Origin of the sequence: Spirilliplanes yamanashiensis (assembly GCF_016863475.1) — a bacterium.
Lineage (GTDB): Bacteria > Actinomycetota > Actinomycetes > Mycobacteriales > Micromonosporaceae > Spirilliplanes > Spirilliplanes yamanashiensis.
On the sequence record NZ_BOOY01000005.1, the window covers coordinates 187,508 to 208,871 of the forward strand.

18 protein-coding genes are annotated in these 21,364 nt (G+C 76.0%); 9 read left to right on the plus strand and 9 right to left on the minus strand.

Annotation, left to right across the window (positions count from 1 at the left end):
- The first annotated feature begins 34 nt into the window (after nucleotides 1–34).
- From Sya03_RS05135 to Sya03_RS05150, 4 genes are all read left to right on the plus strand, one after another.
- A complete protein-coding gene (locus tag Sya03_RS05135) occupies nucleotides 35–1,399 on the plus strand; it encodes an outer membrane protein assembly factor BamB family protein (RefSeq protein WP_203936983.1) in 1,365 nt (454 codons plus the stop codon).
- Entirely contained in the window at nucleotides 1,396–2,679 is a 1,284-nt protein-coding gene (locus Sya03_RS05140) for an outer membrane protein assembly factor BamB family protein (protein WP_203936984.1), read from the plus strand. The genes Sya03_RS05135 and Sya03_RS05140 overlap by 4 nt, the downstream gene beginning before the upstream one ends.
- Nucleotides 2,680–2,802: 123 nt before the next feature.
- On the plus strand, nucleotides 2,803–3,489 hold the full coding sequence (locus tag Sya03_RS05145) for a response regulator transcription factor (protein WP_203936985.1): 687 nt from the start codon (nucleotides 2,803–2,805) through the stop codon (nucleotides 3,487–3,489).
- Entirely contained in the window at nucleotides 3,486–4,718 is a 1,233-nt protein-coding gene (locus tag Sya03_RS05150; protein WP_203936986.1) for a sensor histidine kinase, read from the plus strand. Before Sya03_RS05145 ends, Sya03_RS05150 begins: the two co-directional genes overlap by 4 nt.
- 128 nt (nucleotides 4,719–4,846) lie before the next feature.
- Here Sya03_RS05150 and Sya03_RS05155 read toward each other — a convergent pair whose 3' ends face one another.
- From Sya03_RS05155 to Sya03_RS05180, 6 genes are all read right to left on the minus strand, one after another.
- Nucleotides 4,847–5,956, minus strand: coding sequence for a DUF2637 domain-containing protein (locus Sya03_RS05155; RefSeq protein ID WP_203936987.1), 1,110 nt, complete (start codon nucleotides 5,954–5,956; stop codon nucleotides 4,847–4,849).
- A gap of 400 nt (nucleotides 5,957–6,356) precedes the next feature.
- A complete protein-coding gene (locus Sya03_RS05160; RefSeq protein WP_203936988.1) occupies nucleotides 6,357–7,289 on the minus strand; it encodes a hypothetical protein in 933 nt (310 codons plus the stop codon).
- A gap of 65 nt (nucleotides 7,290–7,354) precedes the next feature.
- Nucleotides 7,355–8,797 (minus strand): hypothetical protein, encoded by a 1,443-nt coding sequence (locus Sya03_RS05165; protein ID WP_203936989.1) that lies wholly within the window; start codon nucleotides 8,795–8,797, stop codon nucleotides 7,355–7,357.
- 143 nt (nucleotides 8,798–8,940) lie between these two features.
- Nucleotides 8,941–10,998 (minus strand): 3-hydroxyacyl-CoA dehydrogenase NAD-binding domain-containing protein, encoded by a 2,058-nt coding sequence (locus Sya03_RS05170; protein ID WP_203937056.1) that lies wholly within the window; start codon nucleotides 10,996–10,998, stop codon nucleotides 8,941–8,943.
- Nucleotides 10,999–11,003: 5 nt separating this feature from the next.
- Entirely contained in the window at nucleotides 11,004–12,197 is a 1,194-nt protein-coding gene (locus tag Sya03_RS05175; RefSeq protein WP_203936990.1) for a thiolase family protein, read from the minus strand.
- Between the two features lie 255 nt (nucleotides 12,198–12,452).
- Complete coding sequence (locus Sya03_RS05180) at nucleotides 12,453–13,721, minus strand: ribonuclease D (protein ID WP_203936991.1); 1,269 nt, start codon at nucleotides 13,719–13,721, stop codon at nucleotides 12,453–12,455.
- A 242-nt stretch (nucleotides 13,722–13,963) separates the two neighbouring features.
- Here Sya03_RS05180 and Sya03_RS05185 point away from each other — a divergent pair, with 242 nt between their 5' ends.
- A complete protein-coding gene (locus Sya03_RS05185) occupies nucleotides 13,964–15,037 on the plus strand; it encodes a S1C family serine protease (RefSeq protein ID WP_239107117.1) in 1,074 nt (357 codons plus the stop codon).
- A 143-nt stretch (nucleotides 15,038–15,180) separates the two neighbouring features.
- On the opposite strand, the gene Sya03_RS05190 is transcribed toward Sya03_RS05185, so the two are convergent.
- Complete coding sequence (locus tag Sya03_RS05190; RefSeq protein WP_203936992.1) at nucleotides 15,181–15,750, minus strand: DUF3000 domain-containing protein; 570 nt, start codon at nucleotides 15,748–15,750, stop codon at nucleotides 15,181–15,183.
- A 93-nt stretch (nucleotides 15,751–15,843) separates the two neighbouring features.
- Here Sya03_RS05190 and hemE point away from each other — a divergent pair, with 93 nt between their 5' ends.
- The 3 genes from hemE (at nucleotide 15,844) to hemQ (ending at nucleotide 19,017) form a co-directional block, all read left to right on the plus strand.
- The gene (gene hemE, locus Sya03_RS05195) at nucleotides 15,844–16,872 is read left to right on the plus strand and encodes a uroporphyrinogen decarboxylase (protein WP_370872092.1); all 1,029 of its coding nucleotides are present in this window, start codon (nucleotides 15,844–15,846) and stop codon (nucleotides 16,870–16,872) included.
- A gap of 61 nt (nucleotides 16,873–16,933) precedes the next feature.
- Nucleotides 16,934–18,319 (plus strand): protoporphyrinogen oxidase, encoded by a 1,386-nt coding sequence (gene hemG / locus Sya03_RS05200; protein ID WP_203936993.1) that lies wholly within the window; start codon nucleotides 16,934–16,936, stop codon nucleotides 18,317–18,319.
- Complete coding sequence (hemQ, locus tag Sya03_RS05205; protein WP_203936994.1) at nucleotides 18,316–19,017, plus strand: hydrogen peroxide-dependent heme synthase; 702 nt, start codon at nucleotides 18,316–18,318, stop codon at nucleotides 19,015–19,017. Before hemG ends, hemQ begins: the two co-directional genes overlap by 4 nt.
- Here the strand turns inward: hemQ and Sya03_RS05210 are convergent.
- Nucleotides 19,014–19,460 carry a GNAT family N-acetyltransferase gene (locus Sya03_RS05210; RefSeq protein ID WP_203936995.1) on the minus strand — a complete coding sequence of 149 codons (447 nt, stop codon included), beginning with the start codon at nucleotides 19,458–19,460 and terminating at the stop codon, nucleotides 19,014–19,016. The two genes, hemQ and Sya03_RS05210, sit on opposite strands and share 4 nt — an antisense overlap.
- Nucleotides 19,461–19,571: 111 nt before the next feature.
- On the opposite strand from Sya03_RS05210, the gene Sya03_RS05215 reads away from it, so the two are divergent.
- Nucleotides 19,572–19,850 (plus strand): early set domain-containing protein, encoded by a 279-nt coding sequence (locus tag Sya03_RS05215; RefSeq protein ID WP_203936996.1) that lies wholly within the window; start codon nucleotides 19,572–19,574, stop codon nucleotides 19,848–19,850.
- A gap of 7 nt (nucleotides 19,851–19,857) precedes the next feature.
- Here the strand turns inward: Sya03_RS05215 and Sya03_RS05220 are convergent, their stop codons facing one another.
- The gene (locus Sya03_RS05220) at nucleotides 19,858–21,240 is read right to left on the minus strand and encodes an AMP-binding protein (protein WP_203936997.1); all 1,383 of its coding nucleotides are present in this window, start codon (nucleotides 21,238–21,240) and stop codon (nucleotides 19,858–19,860) included.
- Nucleotides 21,241–21,364: the final 124 nt, after the last annotated feature.

The following is a 21,364-nucleotide window of genomic DNA, read 5'->3' on the forward strand; positions in this document are numbered from 1 at the left end:
CGCCGTTAGGTCACAGTCGGGTTACGGTTAGTGGGTGCGGCCCGTCATCGAGCGCCTCGACCCGGCGCCGCCCGTGGTGGTGATCGACCTCGGCGAGGCCCACGGGCGGCTGGACGACGACGTCGACCTGCTCGCCTCGCCGGCCCCCACCGCCGAGCGCAGCTGGACCCCCGTCATCGCCGCGCTCGTGGCGGTGCTGCTGCTCGGCGGCTCGCTCGGCCCGCCCGCCCCGCGGCTGGCGGAGATGCTGACGCTGCCGTTCGAACCGGCCGACACGTTCGCCGTCACCGCCGAGTCGATGCTGCTCGTGCACTCGCCCGGCGAGGGCCGGCTCACCGCCTACGACCTCACCACCGGCGCCCGGCGGTGGCAGGCGCCCGCCCCCGCCGTCGCGTACCGGGTGCGCTCCGGCGGCGGGCTCGTGCTGCTGCGCGCCCGCCCCGGCGGCGCGCACGACTCCGGCACCCTCGCGCTCGCCCAGGACACCGGCGAACGGCGCTGGCAGCGGCCCGGCACCGTCGTCGCCGTCGCCGGGGCGCCCACCGTCGTGGCGGTCTCCGAGGTGCGCAGCCTGTCCGGCGCCGGCCGGCGCGTGGAGGGCTCCGTCATCGGCGTCGACTCCGCCACCGGAGTCACCCGGTGGACCGTCGACGTGCCCAGCACCGCGGTGCTGCAACCCGTGCCGGGCGCGCCGTTCCGGGCGCTGCTCGTGCACGACGACGGCCGCGCCGAGGTGCGCGACCTGGAGACCGGGACGCTGCTCGGCGCCACCCGGCTGCCGCCCGCCGACTACGCCCCCGACAACCCCGGCATCGTCGGCGAGAGCCTGCTGCTGCGCCACCCCGTCGCCGGGTCGCCCGTCGTCACCGCGTACGACCTCGCCACCCTCGCCCTGCGGTGGAGCCGGCCGGCGGCCGCCGCGTACGACACGCAGGTCTGCGGCGACAACGCCTGCCTCGTCGGCCGGGCCGGGGTGCGCGCCGTCGACCCGGTCACCGGCGCCGAGCTGTGGAACCGGTCCGGCTGGCGCGGCGTGGAACAGCGCGGCGGCCAGCTCCTCGCGTACGGCCTCGGCGCGGACGGCGACGCCGCCGTCGGCATCGTCGACCCCGAGACCGGCCGGGTCGCCGTCGACCTGCGCCGCTGGCAGGTGCTGCCGAACGCGGTCCCGGGCGGCACCGTCATGGTCACCCGGCCCACCCTCGTCGAGCCCGACGACCCCGACATCCCCGGCAGCGTCGTGCGCGTCGTGCTCGGCGCCGCCGACCCCGTCAGCCGCGCCGTGCGGCCCATCGGCACCCTGCCCACGGACACCGGCGACTGCCGCGTCGCCCCCGAGCGGCTCGTCTGCCGCTCCGCGGGGCGGCTGGTGGTCTGGTCGTACCGCACCGGCCCGTGATCGACCTCGGTGTGCTGCCGCACGAGCCGGCCGCCCCCTCCGCCGAACCGCCCCCGCCGCCGCGCGCCCGGCTGCGGGCGTGGCGGCCGTTCGCGCTGACCCTCGCCGCCGTGCTGCTGGCCACCGTCACCGCCGGCGGCCGCCTCACCCCGCCCGACCGGCCGCTGGTCATCCCCGCCGCCGCCGGCGACGCCACCCTGCTCGGCGGCGAGCACTACTTCGTCGTGTCCGGCCAGGAACCCACCCGCCTCGTCAGCACCTACGCGCTCGCCGACGGCGCCCTGCTGTCCCGCACCCCGCTCGCCGTCGCCGGCGCCCTCACCGACCTGCGGCTCGCCGGCGGCGTCCTCGTCGTCAGCCACCAGGCCGACCTCGTCGGCGGCGAGGCCACCGTCGGGCTCGACACGCGCACCGGCGGCCGGCTGTGGCGGCACCCCGCCCGGCTGACCGGCTTCTCCCCGGACGGGCTGGTGCTGCTGCTGGACCAGCCCGGCAGCGTCGGCGCCCAGACCTGGACCGCCGCCCGCCCCCGCGACGGCGTCGTCGCCTGGCAGCACGTCGTGCCCCCGGCCGCCGTCACCGAGCTGGCCCCCGGCGGCCGCGTCGTCACCGCCGAGGTCACCGGCCGGGTCGAGATCCGCGACGCCGACACCGGCCGGGTCACCGCCGCCGCCCAGGTCCCCGCCCAGCGGCAGTGGCGCGACGGCGGCATCAACATGTGGGCCGACCACGACCTGCTGCTGCTCGGCGGCCCCGACGGCATCGACGCGTACGACCTCGGCACCCTCGTCGCCCGCTGGCACCGCGACACCGACCTGTCGCGCTACTTCGTCCTGCCCCAGTGCGGCGACGCGCTGTGCCTGTTCGGCCGCTTCGGCGGGCTCCAGGTGCTCGACCCCGCCACCGGGCGCTCCCGGTGGAGCGCCGAACGCTGGGGCGTCGCCGAGCGGGTCGGCGCGTACATGCTGGCCAGCCTCGACTCCGGGCCCGTCTGGGACCGGCCGCTCGTCGTCCTCGACGCCGCCACCGGCGACCCCCGCGGCACCCTGGGGGCGTGGCAGCCCGTCGGCGAGCCGCTGCCCGGCGGCCGCATCGTCGCCGTGCGGCAGACCCCCGCCGACCGGCAGGTCCGGTACGCCGTCATCGACCCCGCCACCGTCAGCGTCCGGCTGCTCGGCGTCGCCGACGGCGTGGCCGGGCGCTGCGCCGCCACCACCGACCGGCTCGTCTGCCGGCGCGAGGACGCCACCGTCGGCGTCTGGCCGCTGGTCGCACCCTGACGACGGGTCGCCGCCTGTTCGCACCCTGACGGCGGGTCGCCGCGGGGCGCTACCGTGTCCTCACAGCGGCTTCACGCCCGGCGGGCGAGGCTGAGCGCTGCTCAATCAGGGAGGGTCGCCCACATGCGGGTTCTGGTGGTCGAGGACGAGCGCAACCTCGCCGACGCGATCGTCCGCGGGCTACGCCGGCAGGGCATGGCCGTCGACGTCGCCTACGACGGTCTGCAGGGCCACGAGATGGCGTACGTGACGCGCTACGACGTCGTCGTGCTCGACCGGGACCTGCCCGGCATGCACGGCGACGAGATCTGCGCGCAGCTCGTCGCCTCGGGCGCGCTCACCCGCATCATCATGCTCACCGCCAGCTCCACCGTCACCGAACGCGTCGAGGGCCTCCAGCTCGGCGCCGACGACTACCTGCCCAAGCCGTTCGACTTCGCCGAGCTCGTCGCCCGCGTCCAGGCCCTCGGCCGGCGGGCCACCCCGGCCGCCCCGCCCGTGCTCACCGTCGGCGACCTGGTGCTCGACCAGGCCCGCCGGGTCGTCACCCGGGGCGGGCTGCCCGTCGAGCTGACCAACAAGGAGTTCGGCGTCCTGGAGGAGCTGCTCAAGGCGCGCGGCGGCGTCGTCTCCAGCGAGGAACTGCTCGAACGCGTCTGGGACGCCAACACCGACCCGTTCACCACCACCGTCCGGGTCACCGTCATGACGCTGCGCAAGAAGATCGGGGACCCGCCGCTCATCGAGACCGTGGTCGGCGCCGGCTACCGCGTCCCCGAACCCGTGTCCGTGACCGGCGGTGGCGCGTGACCGTCTACCTCACCCGCAAGGTCCGCCACCAGCTGCGCCCCACCCTGCGCCTGCGGCTCACCCTGCTCAACGGCATCCTGCTCGTCGGCGCCGGGGCCGTGCTCATCCTGCTCGCCTGGCTGCTCGTCGGCGACTCGCTGCACCCCGCCGACCAGCTCGCCCCCGGCGAGATCCTCACCCTGCGCAACGGCGACCAGATCGAGGCCGGCGTCTGGCAGCAGGGCGTCGTCGAGGCCGCCTCGCAGGAACTGCTCGTCAAGGGCCTCGCCGCCCTCGTCGCCATCGGCCTCATCGGCATCGCCGGCGCGTACGCCGTCGCCGGCCGCGCCCTGAAGCCCCTGCACCGCGTCACCGCGACGGCCCGCCGCCTCGGCACCGAGACCCTCGACGAGCGCATCCGCTACTCCGGCGCCGACGACGAGGTCGCCGAGCTGGCCGCCACCTTCGACGCCATGCTCGACCGCCTCGCCGAGTCGTTCGAGAGCCAGAAACGCTTCGTCGCCAACGCCTCCCACGAGCTGCGCACCCCGCTCGCCGTCATGCGCACCGAGATCGACGTGACCCTCAGCGACGACGAGGCCGACGTCGCCGAGTACCGCCGCATGGCCAAGGTCGTCCGCAACGCCTCCGAACGCGCCAACGGCCTCGTCGACGCCCTGCTCGTCCTCGCCCGCAGCGAGGCCCAGTCCGGCCGCCGCCTGGTCCGCAAGGTCCCCGCCGACCTGGCGACCAGCGTCTCCAACGCGCTGTCCGCCGTCCGCGCCGAGGCCGACCGCATCAAGCTCGACGTCCAGACCGACCTGCGGCCGGCCCCCGTCGTCGGCGACCCGAGCCTGCTCGACCGCCTCGCCGGCAACCTCATCGAGAACGCCATCCGCTACAACCACCTGCACGGCCGCCTGTGGGTCCGCGCCGGCCAGGAGGACGGCGTGGTCCGCCTCGTCGTCGGCAACACCGGCTTCGAGGTCGAACCACCCGACGTCCCCGGCCTGTTCGAACCCTTCCGCCGCGGCGGCTGGGAACGCACCGGCGCCCGCGGCTCCGGCCTGGGCCTGTCCATCGTCCGCGCCGTCTGCGACGCCCACGGCGGCACGGTGTCGGCGGTGGCGCAGCCGGGCGGCGGCCTGGAGGTCACGGTCCTGCTCCCGGCCGCGGAGACGACCCCGGTCGTGGCCGCGTCGGCCACCGTCCCCGGCGAACGCACCACGAGCACCATCCAGCCCGCCTGACGGCTCCGCCGTTGTTCAGCCCGCCTGACGGCGGGGTCGGCGCTCAGCCCCGGCTGGTGGCGGGGTCGGCGCTCAGCCTTCCCGACGGTGGGGTCTGCGCTTCGCCCGCCTCGCGGCGGGGCCGGCGTTCAGCCGGCCTTGCGGCGCACCTCGCGCAGCCGGGCCGTGGTGATGCCCAGCTCGGCGGCGAGTTCGTCGTCGGTGGCCTCGGGCCGCTCCGCTCTGATGCGGGCGGCCAGCGCCACGGTCTCCGCCGCCGACCGGCGCGGCCGGGCCGCGCGGCCCTGACCCGTCGCGGGCTCACCGGCAGCCTCCTGACCGGCCGCCTGCTGGCCGGGCGCCGGCTCACCGGGGGTCATGCCGGTGCGCTTCGCCGCGCTCGCCACCAGCGAACCGCCGGGCCGCGCGCCCGCCCGCCGCCTCTGCGCCGCCTCGTCGCGCCCCGCCGGCCGGCTGCCGGTGGAGGCGGTGACGCGGGTCGTGCCCGGCGCCGTCCGGGTGGCCGGCAGGGTGGCGCGCGCGCCCGCGGCGACGGGCATCTGCTGCGGCTGCTGCTCGCGCCGGGTGGCCGGCTTCAGGCTGGAGGCGACGGCGTCCAGCAGGGCCGGGTCGAGGCGGCCGCCCTGCCCGGCCAGCGCCTGGTCGGCCGCGGGCTGCGCCGGGGTGGGCACGAGGTGGGGGAGGGACTCGGCGGGTCGCCCGCGGCCCGCCGCCTGCTCCCGCTGCGCGGCCCGGGCCTGCGCCTGGGCCTGCGCCTCGGCTTGGGCTGCCGCCTGGGCCTGGGCTGCGGCCTGGGCGGTCTGAACCTGGGCTGCGGCCTGGGCTGCGGGCTGGACCTGGGCCTGCTCCGCGGAGATGCGCGCGCCCAGCTCCACCAGGCAGATGCTCGCGACCACGATCAGGCCGTCCACCGACAGCGGCAACAGGTACGGCGACGCGCCCGTCTCCCCGTACCGGGCGGCGACTCCCACCATGTGCCAGTACGACACCCACGCGGCGATCCCGGCGATGGTGGCGGTGGCGACCAGCCGGGCGGCGGCCAGCGACCGGCGGTGCACCGGTACCCGCGAGATCAGCTCCACCGTCAGCAGCAACGCCAGCGGCGGCCAGGCGGCGATCGCCTGGCTGATGGGGTTGTCCTGGGCGTGCAGGATGTTCGCGACCACCGAGGCGGCGACACCCAGGACCAGGGTGGCGCGGACCGCCCACCGGACCCGGCGAAGCTGCGGGAGGGGCACCGGACACTCCTAACCGTGCGATCGGACGCGTGCGAACGGCGGCCCACGCCCCGCGGGCCGCCGACCATCCTGGCCAATCGATGTTTCGGCGCGCCACCCGCCGGACGGATCGCCGCCGGATTGAGTGTCAACGATCGGCGCCCCGTGACGGTGCCGCTGCGCGGGGCAGTGGATCATGCCAATCTCGGCCGGGCGGCCGCCGCGGCCCCGTTCCCCGTCGGCGGCGCGCGACCGCCCGCCGCGGAACGGCCTACGTCGTGCGCGCGCCGCCGCATCGTCCACCCTGGACCGCCCCGTCCGCCGCAGCGGAGGTGACCTTGGCCACGATCGACCGTCTGCACCATGCCGACGGGCCGCGCCCCCGGGTGGGAGCGCGGCCCGTCAGGTCGTCCGAGGAGGGTTACTCCTTCTTCTCGATCTCGGCGCGCAGCGCCGGGAAGTCGCCCGCCACCTCGTCCGCGGTCTTGAAGAACGTGCCGATCATCGCGACGCTGCCCTGGTCGGCCCAGCCGCACACCGCCAGCTTGACGCCGGAGGCGTCGGCGTTGCCGCACTTCGCGACGCCGCCCAGCGGGCCTGCCTCGATCGGGGCGACGTCGGTGATCCGCATGCCGGAACCGCCCATGCTGGAGAAGAAGCGGTCCAGCTCCTTCGCCGGGTCCGTCACCGGCGCCGACGCGCCCGCGATCAGCACGATGTCCTGCTCCAGCGGGTTGCCGTACAGGGCACCGACCGTGCTGGTCGCGGCCGGGACGCTGCGCTCCAGCTCGCTCGTCAGCTGCTCGGTGATCGCCGAGAACTGCGGGTCGTTCAGCTTCGGCCGCCCGCCCAGCGTCGTCGGCGCGACCAGGCGGGTGTTCGTGGCGGCGACGCCCGCGCCGACCTCGTCGCGCAACAGGAAGTAGCCGCCGACGGCCGCGCCCGCGCACAGCACCACGACGATGCCCAGCGAGATGAGGATGATCGGCAGCGCCCGCGACTTCTTCTTCGGCGGCGGGTAGCCGGGCGCGCCACCGAAGCCCTGGTCGGCCGGCGGCGGATAGCCCGGCGCGGAGCCGAAGCCCTGGTCGGCCGGCGGCGGGTAGCCGGGTGCGGAGCCGAAGCCCTGGTTCGCGGGCGGCGGGTAGCCACCCGGCTGCGCGTACTGGCCCTGGCCCGGCTGGCCCTGGCCCGGCGGCGGGTACTGGGCGGGCTGCGGCGGGTACGGGCCCTGCCCCGGCGGCGGGTACCCGCCCGGCGCGCCGGCGTTCGGGTCGCCCGGCGGCGGGTAGGACGGCTGGCCCGGCGGCGGGTAGCCCTGCGGGTCCTGCGGCGGGTACGGCGGCTGTGACATCAGCACTCCAGGAAACGGTGGTCCAGGCCAGCTCACAGTACGTGCCCAGGGCTCGCCCCCGCGGCTCAGACCTCCTTCTCCAGCTCCGCGCGCAACCGCAGGAAGTCCGGCCGGATGTCCGTGCCGCCCGTCGACGTGATCACGCCCACGACGGTGGAATTGGCCCAGAAGCAGAACGTCGACCGCACCGTCGTGCCCCCCACGGTGGCCTCGGTCTCGCCGCAGCGCGCCTCCCCGCCGAGCGGCCCCGCGTCGACCTCGCCGACGTCGTGCATCGTGACGAGGTTGCCGGTCTGGCCGTCGACCTGGTCGCCGTAGCGGTCCAGCACGTCATCCGGGTCGCCGATGTCGCCGTTGATCCCCACCACGACCAGGCTGTCCTTCAGCGGGTCGCCGTAGAACCCGGCGAGGGTCTCCCGGGCGCCGGGCACCACCTTCTTGACCTCGGCGGAGACGGCGCCGCCGTTCAGGGTGGAGGAGGGGCTCTTGGCCCGGCCCGCCAGCGTCGGGGGCAGGCTGATCCGGGTCTTCGGGCCGCTGTCCCCGCCGCCGAACACGACGACCGCCCCGACGGCCAGCAGCGCCAGCACGACGACGGCGGCCGCGCCGATCAGGGCGATCTTCTTGCCGCTGCCGCTGGGCGGCTGGCCCGGGCCGCCCGGGTGGATGTAGGGGTAGCCGGGCTGCGGCGGGTGACCGCCGTCAGCGGGGTAGGCCGGGTAACCGGGCTGGCCGGGCGGGGGATAGCCGGGGTGGCCGGCGGAGGCGGTGTGGCCGGGCCCGGAGGGGTGGCCCGGCTGGGCGGTCCGGCCGGGCGCGGGATAGCCGGGCACGGGATAGCCGGGCTGGGGGTGTCCCGGCTGGGCGGCGTTGCCAGGCTGGCCGAACTGTCCCGGCCCTGGGGACTGGCCGGGCCCGGTGGAGTAGCCGGGCGTGGCCGATCGGTCCGGCCAGGTGGGGTGGCCCGGCTGGATGGGGTAGCCGGGCGCGGCGGACTGGCCCGGCCCGGCGGGGTAGCCGGGCCGGGCGGGGTAGCCCGACTGCGCGGGGTAGCCGGACTGCGCGGGGTAGCCGGACTGCGCGGGGTAGCCGGGCTCCGCGGGGTAGGCAGGCGTGGCCGACTGGCCTGTCCCGGTGGGGTAGGCCGGCTGAGCGGGATAGCCGGGCGTGGCCGACTGGCCCGGACCGGTGGGGTAGCCCGGCGGGGTGGGGTAGCCGAGCGGTGCCGACTGGCCCGGCGCGGTGGGATAGCCGGGCTGGGCGGGATAGCCGGGCGCGGCCGACTGCTCCGGCCCGGTGGGGTAGCCCGGCTGGGTGGGGTAGCCGGGCGCGACGGACTGGCCCGGCCCAGTGGGGTAGCCCGGCTGCGCGGGATGACCCGGCGGGGCCGGCACCCCCGCGGACGCCCCGCCCTCCGCCGGATACCCGGGCGCAGCACCACCCTCAGCCGGGGCCGGATGGTCCGGCGACGGCGGGTGCCCGGCGGGGTCCTGCGGCGGCTGTGACATGGGGGTGCTCCAACGACGCTCGGGGTGAGCCGTGACTGTAGCGGCCACCCCGGACACCGCGCCGTCCCGAGTGGACAGACCGGACGACAGCGCCCCCGCACACCGGGAAACCGGGTGCGGGGGCGCTGTCACAAGCGGACCCGTCAGGGCAGGGACGCGACCCCGCGGGGCAGGAAGCGCCGCCCGGTGACGCGTTCCGAGGTGCCGGTGCGGTCCAGGTACGGGGTGACGCCGCCGAGCGGGAAGGGCCAGCCGGCGCCGAGGATCATGCACAGGTCGATGTCCTGCGCCTCGGCGACGACGCCCTCGTCCAGCATGAGCCGGATCTCCTGGGCCAAGGCGTCGAGCGCGCGTTGGCGTACCTGCTCGGCCGTGAGCGGTGCGGAACCGGCCTCGAAGAGGGCGACCACCTCGGGGTTGATCTCGTCGTCGACCATGAGCGGCTTGCCGCTCTCGGCGATGCGCCGCAGGTTGTCGGACAGGCCGAAGCGGTCGGGGAACGCCTCGTGCAGGGTGCCGCCGACGTGGTAGGCGACGCCCGGCCCGACGAGGTGCAGCAGGGCGAGCGGGCGCATCGGGAGGCCGAGCGGGTCGAGGGCCTGGTCGGCGACCTCCACGGGGGTGCCGGCGTCGATGGCGGCGTGGATCTCGCCGAGGAAGCGGAACAGCAGCCGGTTGACGACGAACGCCGGGGCGTCCTTGACGAGCACGGCGGACTTCTTCAGCGCCTTGGCGGTGGCGAACGCGGTGGCGAGGGTGGCGTCGTCGGTCTGGTCGCCGCGGACGATCTCCAGCAGCGGCAGGACGGCGACGGGGTTGAAGAAGTGGAAGCCGACGAGCCGCTCGGGGTGCTCCATCGAGGCGGCCATCGCGTTGACGCTGAGCGACGAGGTGTTGGTGGCGAGCAGGGCCTCGGGGGAGACGATCTTCTCGATCTCGGCCCAGACCTGCTTCTTCACCTCCAGGTCCTCGAAGACGGCCTCGATGACGAAGTCGGCGTCGGCGAACGCGTTCTTGTCGACGGTGCCGCTGACGAGGCCGCGGACCTTGGCGGCGGTGCCGGCGCGCATGCGCTTCTTGGCGACCTGCTTGTCGATCTGCGAGCGGACGTACTCGACGCCCTTGTCGACCCGGGTCTGGTCGAGGTCGGTCATGACGACGGGGACCTCGAGCCGGCGGGCGAACAGCAGCGCCAGCTGCGACGCCATGAGGCCGGCGCCGACGATGCCGACCTTGGTGACCTTCCGCGCGAGCTCGGCCGGGGGAGCGCCGACGGGGCGCTTGGCGCGGCGCTGCACCAGGTCGAACGCGTACAGGCTGCTGCGGCACTCCTCGCTCATGATGAGGTCGGCGAGCGCCTCGTCCTCGGCGGCGGTGCCGTCGGCGAACGAGGCGTCCTTGGCCAGGGCCAGCAGCTCCAGGGCCTTGTTGGCGGCCGGGTGGGCGCCGTGCAGGCGCTCGTCGAGCTGCTGCCGGGCGAAGTACAGCACCCCGTCCCACATCTCGCGGTCGACCTCGGGGCGGGTGACGGTGATGTCGCCCTTGACGACCCCGGCGGCCCACTCCAGCGAGCGCTCCAGGAAGTCGGCGGCCTCCAACAGGACGTCGGCGACGCCCATCTCGGCGGCCTGGGCCGGCTTGAGGACCTTCTGGGTGAGCGGGTTCTGCAGGATGACCTGCGCGGCGCCGGGGATGCCGATGAGGTTCGGCAGCAGCTGCGAGCCGCCCCAGCCGGGGATGAGGCCGATGGCGACCTCGGGCAGGCCGAGCGCGGCGGCGCCGCCGGACACGGTCCGGTAGTGGCAGTGCAGGGCCACCTCGAAGCCGCCGCCGAGGGCTGCGCCGTTGATGAACGCGAACGTGGGGACGGTGCTGTCCTTGAGCCGGCGGAACAGGGCGTGCCCGGCCCGGCCCAGCTCGACGGCCTGCTCGCGGCTCGACACCTTCGGCATGAGGGTGATGTCGGCGCCGACGCAGAAGATGTACGGCTTGCCGGTGAGCGCGATGAACGCCGGCTCCGCCGCGAACGCGCGGTCCAGCGCGTCGTTGAGGCTCTGCATGCCTGCCGGGCCGAAGCTGTTGGGCTTCTTGTAGTCCAGGCCGTTGTCGAGAGTGATGAGCGCGGCCGGCTTGTCCAGGCCGGGCACGGGTACGAGGCGCAGCAGCGCCTTGGTCACGACCTCGTCCGGGTGCTCGATCAGGTCGCTCACTTGTCGCCCTCCCAGTGCGGGTTCTCCCAGATGACCGTGCCGCCCATGCCGATGCCGATGCACATCGCGTTGACGCCGTACCGGACCTCGGGGTGCTCGGCGAACTGGCGCGCGAGCTGCGTCATCAGCCGGACCCCCGACGAGGCCAGGGGGTGACCGACGGCGATCGCGCCGCCCCACGGGTTGACCCGCGGGTCGTCGTCGCTGATGCCGAAGTGGTCGAGGAACGCCAGCACCTGCACGGCGAACGCCTCGTTCAGCTCGAACAGGCCGATGTCGTCGATGCCGAGCCCGGCGATGCGCAGGGCCTTCTCGGTCGACGGGATGGGGCCGTACCCCATGGTCTCGGGCTCGACGCCGACGAAGCCGTACGAGACGAGCCGCATCGCGACGGGCAGGCCCAGCTCGCGCGCGACCTGCTCGGAGGCGATGATCGAGGCGGTGGCGCCGTCGTTGAGGCCGGCGGCGTTGCCGGCGGTGACCCGGCCATGCGGCCGGAACGGCGTCTTCAGGGTGGCCAGCTTCTCCATCGAGGTGCTGCGCGGCGCCTCGTCGACGGTGGCCAGGCCCCAGCCCTGCTCGGCGTCGCGGATCGCCATCGGCACCAGGTCGCCCTGGAGCTTGCCGTTGGCGTACGCCTTGGCGGTCTTCTCCTGCGAGGCCAGCCCGAACGCGTCGGCGCGCTCGCGGGAGATGTGCGGCAGCTGGTCGTGCAGGTTCTCCGCGGTCGCGCCCATGACCAGGGCGGACGGGTCGACGAGCTTCTCGGCGAGGATGCGCGGGTTCGGGTCGACGCCCTCGCCCATCGGGTGCCGGCCCATGTGCTCGACGCCGCCGGCGATGGCGATGTCGTAGGCGCCCATCGCGATGCCGCCGGCGACGCTGGTGACGGCGGTCATGGCGCCGGCGCACATGCGGTCGATCGCGAACCCGGGGGTGGTCTTCGGCAGGCCGGCGAGCAGCGCGGCGGTGCGGCCGATGGTCAGGCCCTGGTCGCCGATCTGGGTGGTGGCCGCGATGGCGACCTCCTCGACGCGCTCGGGCGGCAGCTGCGGGTTGCGGCGCAGCAGTTCGCGGATGCAGCGGATGACCAGGTCGTCGGCGCGGGTCTCGGCGTACATGCCGCCGGCCTTGCCGAACGGGGTGCGGACGCCGTCGACGAAGACGACATCGCGGACTTCACGGGGCACAGCAGGCCTCCTTGCAGGCGTGAACCCGGGGACACGTCCGATGCTACTCGTGAGTAACTAGCCTTTCCAAGAGCATGTCCAGTCTCGATGCAAAACCAAGATCAAAGGACGGATTGCCCCGGTCCGCCGTGGCCCGGACCGCTGCTCCCGCGGACACCGGGCGCGACCCGCCGGGCTCCGCCCGTCGCGGCCTGACGCGCCCTGCCGGGTCCGTGGGCGGCAGACCCCACCCGCGACGGCGGGCGGACGACAGGATCAGACGCCCTCGGCGGGCGCCACGGGGGACGGGTCGGCCAGCGCCTCCGCCAGGTCGTCCGCGATCAGGCCCACCTGCCAGGCCCGCGCGCCGAAGCCGCGCAGCGTCTGGCCCACCGTCTCCGGCGTCACGTCCTCCGGCGGCGTCCACGCCAGGCGGCGCACGTTGTCCGGGCTGATCAGGTTCTCCGGGGGCAGCTTGTGCTCGGCCGCCGTGCCGGTGACCACCGCGCGGCAGCGGGCCAGCCGGGCCGCGGCGACCGGGTCGCGTTCCGCCCAGCGGTGCGGCGGTGGCGGGCCGTCGACCGGCGGGCTCGCCGGCAGGGCGTCGTCCGGCAGCTCGCGGGCCTCCGCCAGGGCGTCCAGCCAGGTGCGGGCCAGCCGGCGCACCGAGCGGCCGCCGAAGCCGGTGACCGTCAGCAGGGTGCGCTCGTCCTTCGGGTCCAGCTCCGCCGCCGCGATGATCGCCGCGTCCGGCAGCACCCGGCCCGGGGCCGAGTCGCGGCGGGCGGCGATCGCGTCGCGGGCGTACCACAGCGCGCGGACCCGCGACTGGGCGCGCGCGCCGCGGACCTTGTGGATGCCGGACGTGCGCCGCCACGGCTCGGGGCGCGCCCGCGGCGGCAGCGACGCCGACGCCACCAGCGCCGCGAACTCCTCGGCCGCCCACGCCGTCTTGCCCTGCCGGTCCAGCTCCGCCGCCAGCTCGTCGCGCAGGTCGGTGAGCATCTCGACGTCCAGGGCCGCGTACGACAGCCAGCTCTCCGGCAGCGGCCGCGTCGACCAGTCCGCCGCCGAGTGGTGCTTCTCCAGCGTGAAGCCGAGCAGCTGCTCGGTCAGCGCGGCCAGGCCCACCCGCTCGAAGCCGGCCAGCCGCGCCGCCAGCTCCGTGTCGAACAGCCGGCGCGGGCGCATGCCGATCTCGGCCAGGCACGGCAGGTCCTGGCTGGCGGCGTGCAGCACCCACTCGGCGTCGGCGATCGCCTCGTCGAGGGTGCGCAGGTTGTCCAGCGGCAGCGGGTCGATGAGCACGGTGCCCGCGCCGGCCCGGCGCAGCTGCACCAGGTACGCGCGCTGCGTGTACCGGTAGCCGGAGGCGCGCTCGGCGTCGATGGCCACGGCGCCGGTGCCCGCGCCGAACGCGGCCACCACCTCGGCGAGCGCCTCCGGCGTCTCGACGGGCGCGGGTACGCCCTCGCGGGGCGCGAGCAGGGGAACGGGACCGCCGGCAGCGGGGGCGGACCCCGGTCCGTCCGTCTCCGATGGCATGTCCCGACGGTCCAGGGGTGCGTCGGTCACCCGCCAACCCTACGAGGGTGGGCAGTCGGGGGTGCGCAGCCGGGTCCCGGCGCGTCGAACCTCGATCGACTTCCGGCCGTCGCGCCGGTGACGATCATGCGTACGCGGAGTATCTTTGCGCCCACGTGGTGCCGATCCGCCGGCGGAGACGCCCGGTGCCGCGAGGACGGTCGCTGCCCTGGCGACCCCTCGACGGATGCGGAGCGTGCCCGATGTCGATCGATGCGGACCCGTACACCCCGGCCTCGCCGGGCGGGCGGCGGCCGTTCGTGCCCCGCCAGTCCGCGCACGCCGAGCCGTGGACCGCGCCCGCTCCCGCCGCCCCGGCCGGGCCGCCGCCGGCGCCGTCGGCCGTGCCGCCGCCGGACCCGCTGACCGACACCGGCAGCCGCCGCATCGGCCACCCCCGCCCCGCCCGCGCCGGCGAGCCCTTCCTGCTCGGCGACGACGAGATCTACCCGCTGGTCGCCGACCCCCGGCTGGAGGGCGGCCCCACCCCGTACGCCTTCGCCGGCCAGGCTGCCGCCGCGCCGAAGCGCCGGCTGCCCGTCGTGGTCGCCGTCCTCGCGTTCGTCGCCGTGCTCGCCGTCGTCGGCCTGCAGGCCTGGCAGGTGGACGACCTGCACCGGCGCCTCGACGCCACCCAGACCGCCCTCGCCCAGCAGAACGAGGCCACCGGCGCCCGCACCGCCGCCCTGGAGGCCGCCGCGGCGGCCGCGTTCAACCCGGAGGCCGTCGCCGCGGGCGTGCTGCCCAGCGTGTTCCGGGTGCGCGCCGGCAACTTCAGCGGCACCGCGTTCGCCGTCGGCGACGGCACCGCCGCCACCGACGACCTGGTCACCAACTTCCACGTCGTCGAGTCGGTGTGGGAGTCCGGCGACCGCGAGGTCACCCTGGAACGCGGCAAGACCCGGATCAAAGCGCGGATCGTGAGCGTCGACGAGGAGGTCGACGTGGCCGCGCTGCGCGCCGAGAAGAAGGTGCCCGGCCTGACCATCTCGGCGGAGAACGTCAAGCCCGGCCAGCAGGTGCTCGTGGTGGGCGCCCCGCTCGGCCTGGAGGACACCGTCACCACCGGCGTCGTCAGCGCCCTGCGCGACGCCACCGACGACGAGCAGGCCACCGTGCAGTTCGACGCCCCGATCAACCCCGGCAACTCCGGCGGCCCGGTCGTCGACGCCGACCAGCGCATCGTCGCCGTCGCCACGGCCAAGGCCCGCGACGCGGAAGGCATCGGCCTGGGCATCCCGATCGCGGAGGTCTGCAAGCTGGTGGAGTTCTGCTGAGTTTTCTGGTCGGCGCTCCGCGCCTCCGGGCTGACGCCGCTGCACCGCGGTGCCCGGCGCCTGCGGGCGGCCCACGCTGCGCTCGGCCGTCCTCGGCGCCGGGCACCGCGGCGGCGTCAGCCGACGTGGGTCGCGGCGGGGACCTACGCGCCGCGGGCGGCGCGGGCCGTCAGTGAACTCACTCCGGGGGGTGGTAGGCCCGCGGTGGACGAGAGCATCGCGCACCAGGCTTCCAGGTGGTCGCCCAGGTCGTCGGTGAGCGGGGTCCACGAGGCGCGGATCTCGATCTCGACGGCGGCCGGCGGGCCCGCCAGGGCGCCGAAGCGCGTCGAGGTGGTCTGCGTGATGGTGCCGCCGATCGCGGTGTGGCCGGCGCCGTGGGTGTCGAGGGCGTCGGTGAGCCAGGTCCAGGCGACGGCCGGCAGCAGCGGGTCGCCCGCCAGGTCGGCCTCGAGTTCCGCGGTGATGTAGGTGACCAGGCGGGTGGTGCCGTCCCAGGCGTCGTGGCCGGCCGGGTCGTGCAGCAGGATCAGGCGGCCGGTCGCCACGTCGTCTCCGTCGCGCAGCACGGTGGCGCCGAGCGCGAACGCGTACGGCGCCAGCTTCTGCGGGGCGCCGATCTCCTCGAGTTCGATCTCCGGGCGCACCGCCGCGCCGCGCAGCCCGGCCACGGCGCGGGTGAACGCCTCGGGCGCCGCGGAGGTGGGGGACATGTCGGCAGCCTATGCCGACCCCGAGCGCATCGACGCGTGCGCCGCGCCGCGATCTTCGCCCGCCTCGGGCCGACTTCGGCGGCGTGCGACGATGTGCCCGTGACGACCAAGGATTCCGCGTTCGTCCGGGCCTGCCGGGGCGAGTCGGTGCCGCACACGCCCGTCTGGTTCATGCGGCAGGCCGGGCGTTCGCTGCCCGAGTACCGGAAGATCCGCGAGGGCGTCGGCATGCTGGAGTCGTGCCGCCGGCCGGACCTGGTCACCGAGATCACCCTGCAGCCGGTGCGCCGGCACGGCGTCGACGCGGCGATCCTGTTCAGCGACATCGTGGTGCCGGTCGCGGCGGCCGGCGTCGACCTGGACATCGTGGCGGGCACCGGGCCGGTCGTGGCGGAGCCGGTGCGCACCGCCCGCGACGTCGCCCGGCTGCGGCCGATCACGCCGGACGACGTGCGGTTCGTCGACGAGGCGGTGCAGCTGCTGGTGCGCGAGCTGGGCGCCACCCCGCTGATCGGGTTCGCGGGTGCCCCGTTCACGCTGGCCAGTTACCTGGTCGAGGGGCGGCCGTCGCGCACGTACGTCAAGACGAAGGCCCTCATGCACGGCGACCCGGCGCTGTGGCACGCGCTGTGCGACCGGCTCGCCGACATCACGCTGGAGTTCCTGCGGGTGCAGGTGGCGGCTGGGGTCAGCGCGGTGCAGCTGTTCGACTCGTGGGCGGGCGCGCTGTCGGAGGCCGACTACCGGGCGCATGTGCTGCCGCACTCGGCGAAGGTCCTGCGGGGCCTCGGCGACACCGTTCCGAAGATCCACTTCGGGGTCGGCACGGGGCACCTGCTGACGGCGATGGGCGAGGCCGGCGCTGACGTCGTCGGCGTCGACTGGCGCACCCCGCTGGACGTGGCGGCCGGGCTGGTCGGCGGCCGCGCCGTGCAGGGCAACCTCGACCCGACGCTGCTGTTCGCGCCGCCGGCCGTGGTGGCCGCGGAGGCGCGCCGGGTGCTCGACGAGGGCGCGAAGGCGCCCGGGCACGTCTTCAACCTGGGCCACGGGGTGCTGCCCGAGACCGACCCGGACGCGCTGACCCGGCTGGTCGAGCTGGTGCACGCGCACGGGCGATGACCCACGCAACAGCGCGCCGGGCCGGTGGCCGCGGCGGTCCGCGAGCTGTCAGGGTGGACGTGTGGTGAGGCGCATCGCGGTGATCGGTGGCGGCATCGCCGGGCTGGCGGCCGCGGTCCGGTTGCGCGACCGTGCGCCGTCCGGCACCGAGATCGTGGTGTACGAGCAGAGCGGGCGCCTCGGCGGCAAGCTGTGCACGGGCGAGCTGGGCGGGCTGGCCGTCGAGCGGGGCGCGGAGTCGTTCCTGGCGGGCGACCCGGCCGGCGGCGAGTCCGCCGCGGTCGCGCTGGCCCGCCGCGCCGGCCTGGAGCTGGCGCACCCGGCCCGCGTGCCGGCCGCGATCGCCGCCGGTGGCGCGCTGCTGCCGATGCCGGCGGGCACCCTGCTCGGGGTGCCCGGCGACCCGGCCGCGCTGCCGCCGCTGGCGCACGCCACCGCCGAGCCGGACACCGCCGGCCCGCTGCTCGCCGAGGGCGCCGACGTCGCCGTGGGCGAGCTGGTCCGCGCCCGGCTCGGCGACGAGGTCGTCGACCGGCTCGTCGACCCGCTGCTCGGCGGCGTGTACGCGGGCCACGCCGACCAGCTGTCGCTCGCCGTCACCATGCCCGCGCTGGCGGCCGCCGCCCGGCGTACCGGATCACTCGTCGCGGCCGTGCGCGCCGCGCAGGCCGCCGCGGTGCGCGCGCCCGGCGCCCCCGTGTTCGCCGCCCCGGCCGGCGGCATGTCCGCGCTGGTCGCGGCGGTGGCCGCGACGAGCGGGGCGACGATCGCGACCGGTCACACCGTGCGCGAGGTGGCCCGCACGCCCACCGGCTGGCGGCTCACCCTCGGCCCGGTGCCGGCGCCCGCGACGGCCGATGTGGACGGCGTCGTGCTGGCCGTGCCCGCCAAGGCGGCGTCGCGGCTGCTCGCCCGCGTCGACGCGTGCGCCGCGCACACCACCGGGCTGCTCGACTACGCCAGCGTGGCGCTCGTCGGCCTCGCCCTGCCGGCCGGCGCGGACCTGCCGCACCTGTCCGGCTTCCTGGTGCCCGCCGTCGAGGGCCGCCTGGTCAAGGCCGCCACGTTCCTCACCACCAAGTGGCCGCACCTGGGCGCCGGCGCGACGATCGTGCGCGCCTCCGTGGGCCGCTACGGCGACGAGGCCCAGCTGCAGCTGCCCGACGACGAGCTGGCCGCCGCCGTGCACCGCGACCTCGGCGACCTGCTCGGTGCGGCGCTGCCCGCCCCGGCCGGGACGTTCGTGCAGCGCTGGGGCGGCGCGCTGCCCCAGTACACCCCCGGCCACCTCGACCGGGTCGCCGCCGTGCGCGCCGCCCTCGCCGCGGCCGCGCCCGGCCTCGCGGTGGCCGGCGCCGCCTTCGACGGCGTCGGCATCCCCGCCTGCGTGCGCTCCGGCGAGGCCGCCGCCGAACACGTCCTGAAGACCCTGGAGGGCCCCCGATGACCGAACAGAGCAACGCCGCCCGCATCAACGAGCTGAACGCCACCATCCGCTACACGATGTGGTCGGTGTTCCGGGCGACCGGCCCGCTGCCGGCGCTGCGCGACGACGTCGCCGCCGAGGTGGCCGAGCTGTTCGACGAGCTGGCCCACAAGGACGTCGTCGTGCGCGGCACCTACGACGTGTCCGGCCTGCGCGCCGACGCCGACCTGATGGTGTGGTGGCACGCCCCGACCGCCGACGCGCTGCAGGAGGCGTACGGGCTGCTGCGCCGCACCGCCCTCGGCCGGCAGCTGGCGCCGGTGTGGTCGCAGACCGCCCTGCACCGCCCCGCCGAGTTCAACCGCAGCCACCTGCCCGCGTTCCTGGCCGGCGAGGACGCCCGCGCCTGGATCTGCGTGTACCCGTTCGTCCGCTCGTACGAGTGGTACCTGCTGCCCGACGCCGAGCGCCGCGCGATGCTCGCCGAGCACGGCCAGATGGCCCGCGGGTACGCCGACGTGCGCGCCAACACGGTCGCGTCGTTCGCCCTCGGCGACTACGAGTGGATGCTCGCCTTCGAGGCCGACGACCTGCACCGCATCGTCGACCTCATGCGCGACCTGCGCGCGTCGTCGGCCCGCCGGCACGTGCGCGAGGAGGTGCCGTTCTACACGGGCCGCCGCCGCTCGATCGCGGAGATCGTGGAGACGCTGCCCTAGGGCTCGCGGCGCATGGGGACGTGCGGGATGCCGTCCTCGACGTACTCCGGCCCGGTGACGGTGAAGCCGTGCCGGGCGTAGAACGCCTGCAGGTGCGACTGGGCGTCGAGGACGGCCGGGCGGTTGCCGATGACGGCGAGCGCCTCGGTCATCAGCCGGCCCGCGTGGCCGGCGCCGCGCTCGGACTTCGCCACGGCGACACGCCCGATGCGCTCCTCGCCGTGGTCGGACAGGATCCGCAGGCAGGCCAGGATCTCGGTGTCGCGGGCGAGCCACAGGTGGCGGGTGCCGGGTTCGGCGTCGCGGCCGTCCAGTTCGGGGTAGGCGCACTCCTGCTCCACCACGAACACGTCGGTGCGCAGCTTCAGCAGCCCGTACAGGGTCGTGGTGTCGAGGTCGGCGAAGGACGCGGTGTGCAGGGTGACGGCGGGTTCGGGGTGCATCCCCGGAAGATTATCCGTATCCGCTGCGTGACCGTACGGTGTGTCTACGTGACGAGCGGGCCCCGCTGCCGTTGAGTTAGAGCGGGAAAGTGGCACGTGGAGGGCGCACACATGATCAAGCGGAGCAGGTTGTTCGGCAACAAGACCCGGGTGACGTTCTGTCTGCCCCGGGAGTCCCCGGTCGGCGTGGTGAGCGTGGTCGGCGACTTCAACGACTGGGAGCCGGGGCGGCACGAGCTGAAGGCGCGCCGCAACGGCGAGCGCACGGTGACGGTCAGCCTCGACCCGGGCAGGTACCGGTTCCGGTACCTGGCCAGCGACGGCGTCTGGCTCGACGACGAGCACGCCGACGCGATCGACCACGACGGCAGCCGGCTCGACGTCAGCTGAGCCCGCCTCAGGTCGTGCTGAGCTCGCGCAGCCGGCCGTAGTCGACCGAGCCGCTGGCCAGCAGCGGCAGGGCGGGCAGGTCCCGCACGTCGATCCCGGCGCCGTCGAGGCCGGTGCGGCCGGCCAGCTCGGCGCGGATGTCGGCGCGCTGCTCCGCCGTGGCCTGTTCCGTCCAGACGACGAGCCGGTCGTCGCCGTCGACCGCCGCGACGGGGCCGCGGTGGCGCAGCATCTGCTCGACGTCGTCGAGGCTGATCCGGGTGCCGAGCACGGTGCCGGTGCGGCGGATGCGCCCGGTGACGGTGACGACGCCGTCGGCGTCGACGTGCCCGAGGTCGCCGGTGGGCAGGTCGCCGCCGAGGTCGTCGCCGCGCACCAGGTCGTGGGCGCCGCTGGCGTAGCCCATCATCACGCCCGGGCCCGCGAACACCAGCTCGCCGGTGACGCCGGTGGCCAGCGGGCGGCCGAGGTCGAGGTCGCGGACGCCGAACCGGCCGCCGCGCACCGGCAGGCCCGCCGCGCCGGCCCGCTCGGCCAGCAGCTCGGCGGGGAGCACCGCCATCCGGCCCGCCTCGGCCTGGCCGTAGCTGAGCAGCAGCCGCCCGGCCCGCGCCGCGAGGGCGTCGGCGGGGCGCATCCGGCCGCCGGCCTGCAGCACGGTGCCCGGGAACCCGTCGAGCTCGCGCACCGCGCCGGGCGTCAGCGCCAGCGTCGTCGCCGGGCCGGCGCCCAGGGTGACCCGGCCGCCGAGCGCCAGGTGCGCGTTGACCATCGCCAGCCCGCTCGCGTGGTGCAGCGGCATCGTCGTGGCGGTGGCGCCCGCCGGGCCGATCCCGGCGGCGGCGGCCACCGCGGCGGCCTGCGCCAGCACCCCGGCCCGCGAATGCCGCACCAGCGTCGGGCTGCCGGTGCGCGCCGACGTGGCCAGCAGCAGGCACAGCTCGGGGTGCGCGCCGGTCGCGCCGGGGCCGGTCCACACGTCGCCGAGCAGCGGCCACGCCGCCGCCGCGTAGCCCGGCGGCGGCAGCGGCTCCGGCCGGCCCGCCACGCCGAGCACGGCCGCCGGCCGGTAGCGGCGGACCAGCTCGTCCAGGGCCTCCGGCCCGAGCGCGGGGTCGATCAGCGCGATCGGCCGCCGGGCCTGCACGGCGCCCAGCCAGGCCAGCACCGTCGACACGGTGCGCGGCGCCAGCGCCAGCACGAGGCCAGGCTGCGCGGACGCCAGCACCCCCGCGGCGGCCGTGACCGCGGCCGCCAGGTGCGCGCCGCCGAGGACCCCGCCGGTCCGGCCGTCGACGAGCGACGCCCCGGGCTCGGGCAGCACGGGCTCGGCGAACGGGTCGTCGAAGGGGTCGGTGAGCAGGGCGGTCAGCATGTCGGTGCCGGTCACGCCGTCGATCTCCGTCCCGGCCGGGTCGCACACCCGGCGCCGCGCTGCTCAACGAGCCAGCGTGGGTGCCCGGTTCGATGCGGTGTGTGCCGGTTGCGAATCGGGTGCCGGACGGGCTCAGTTC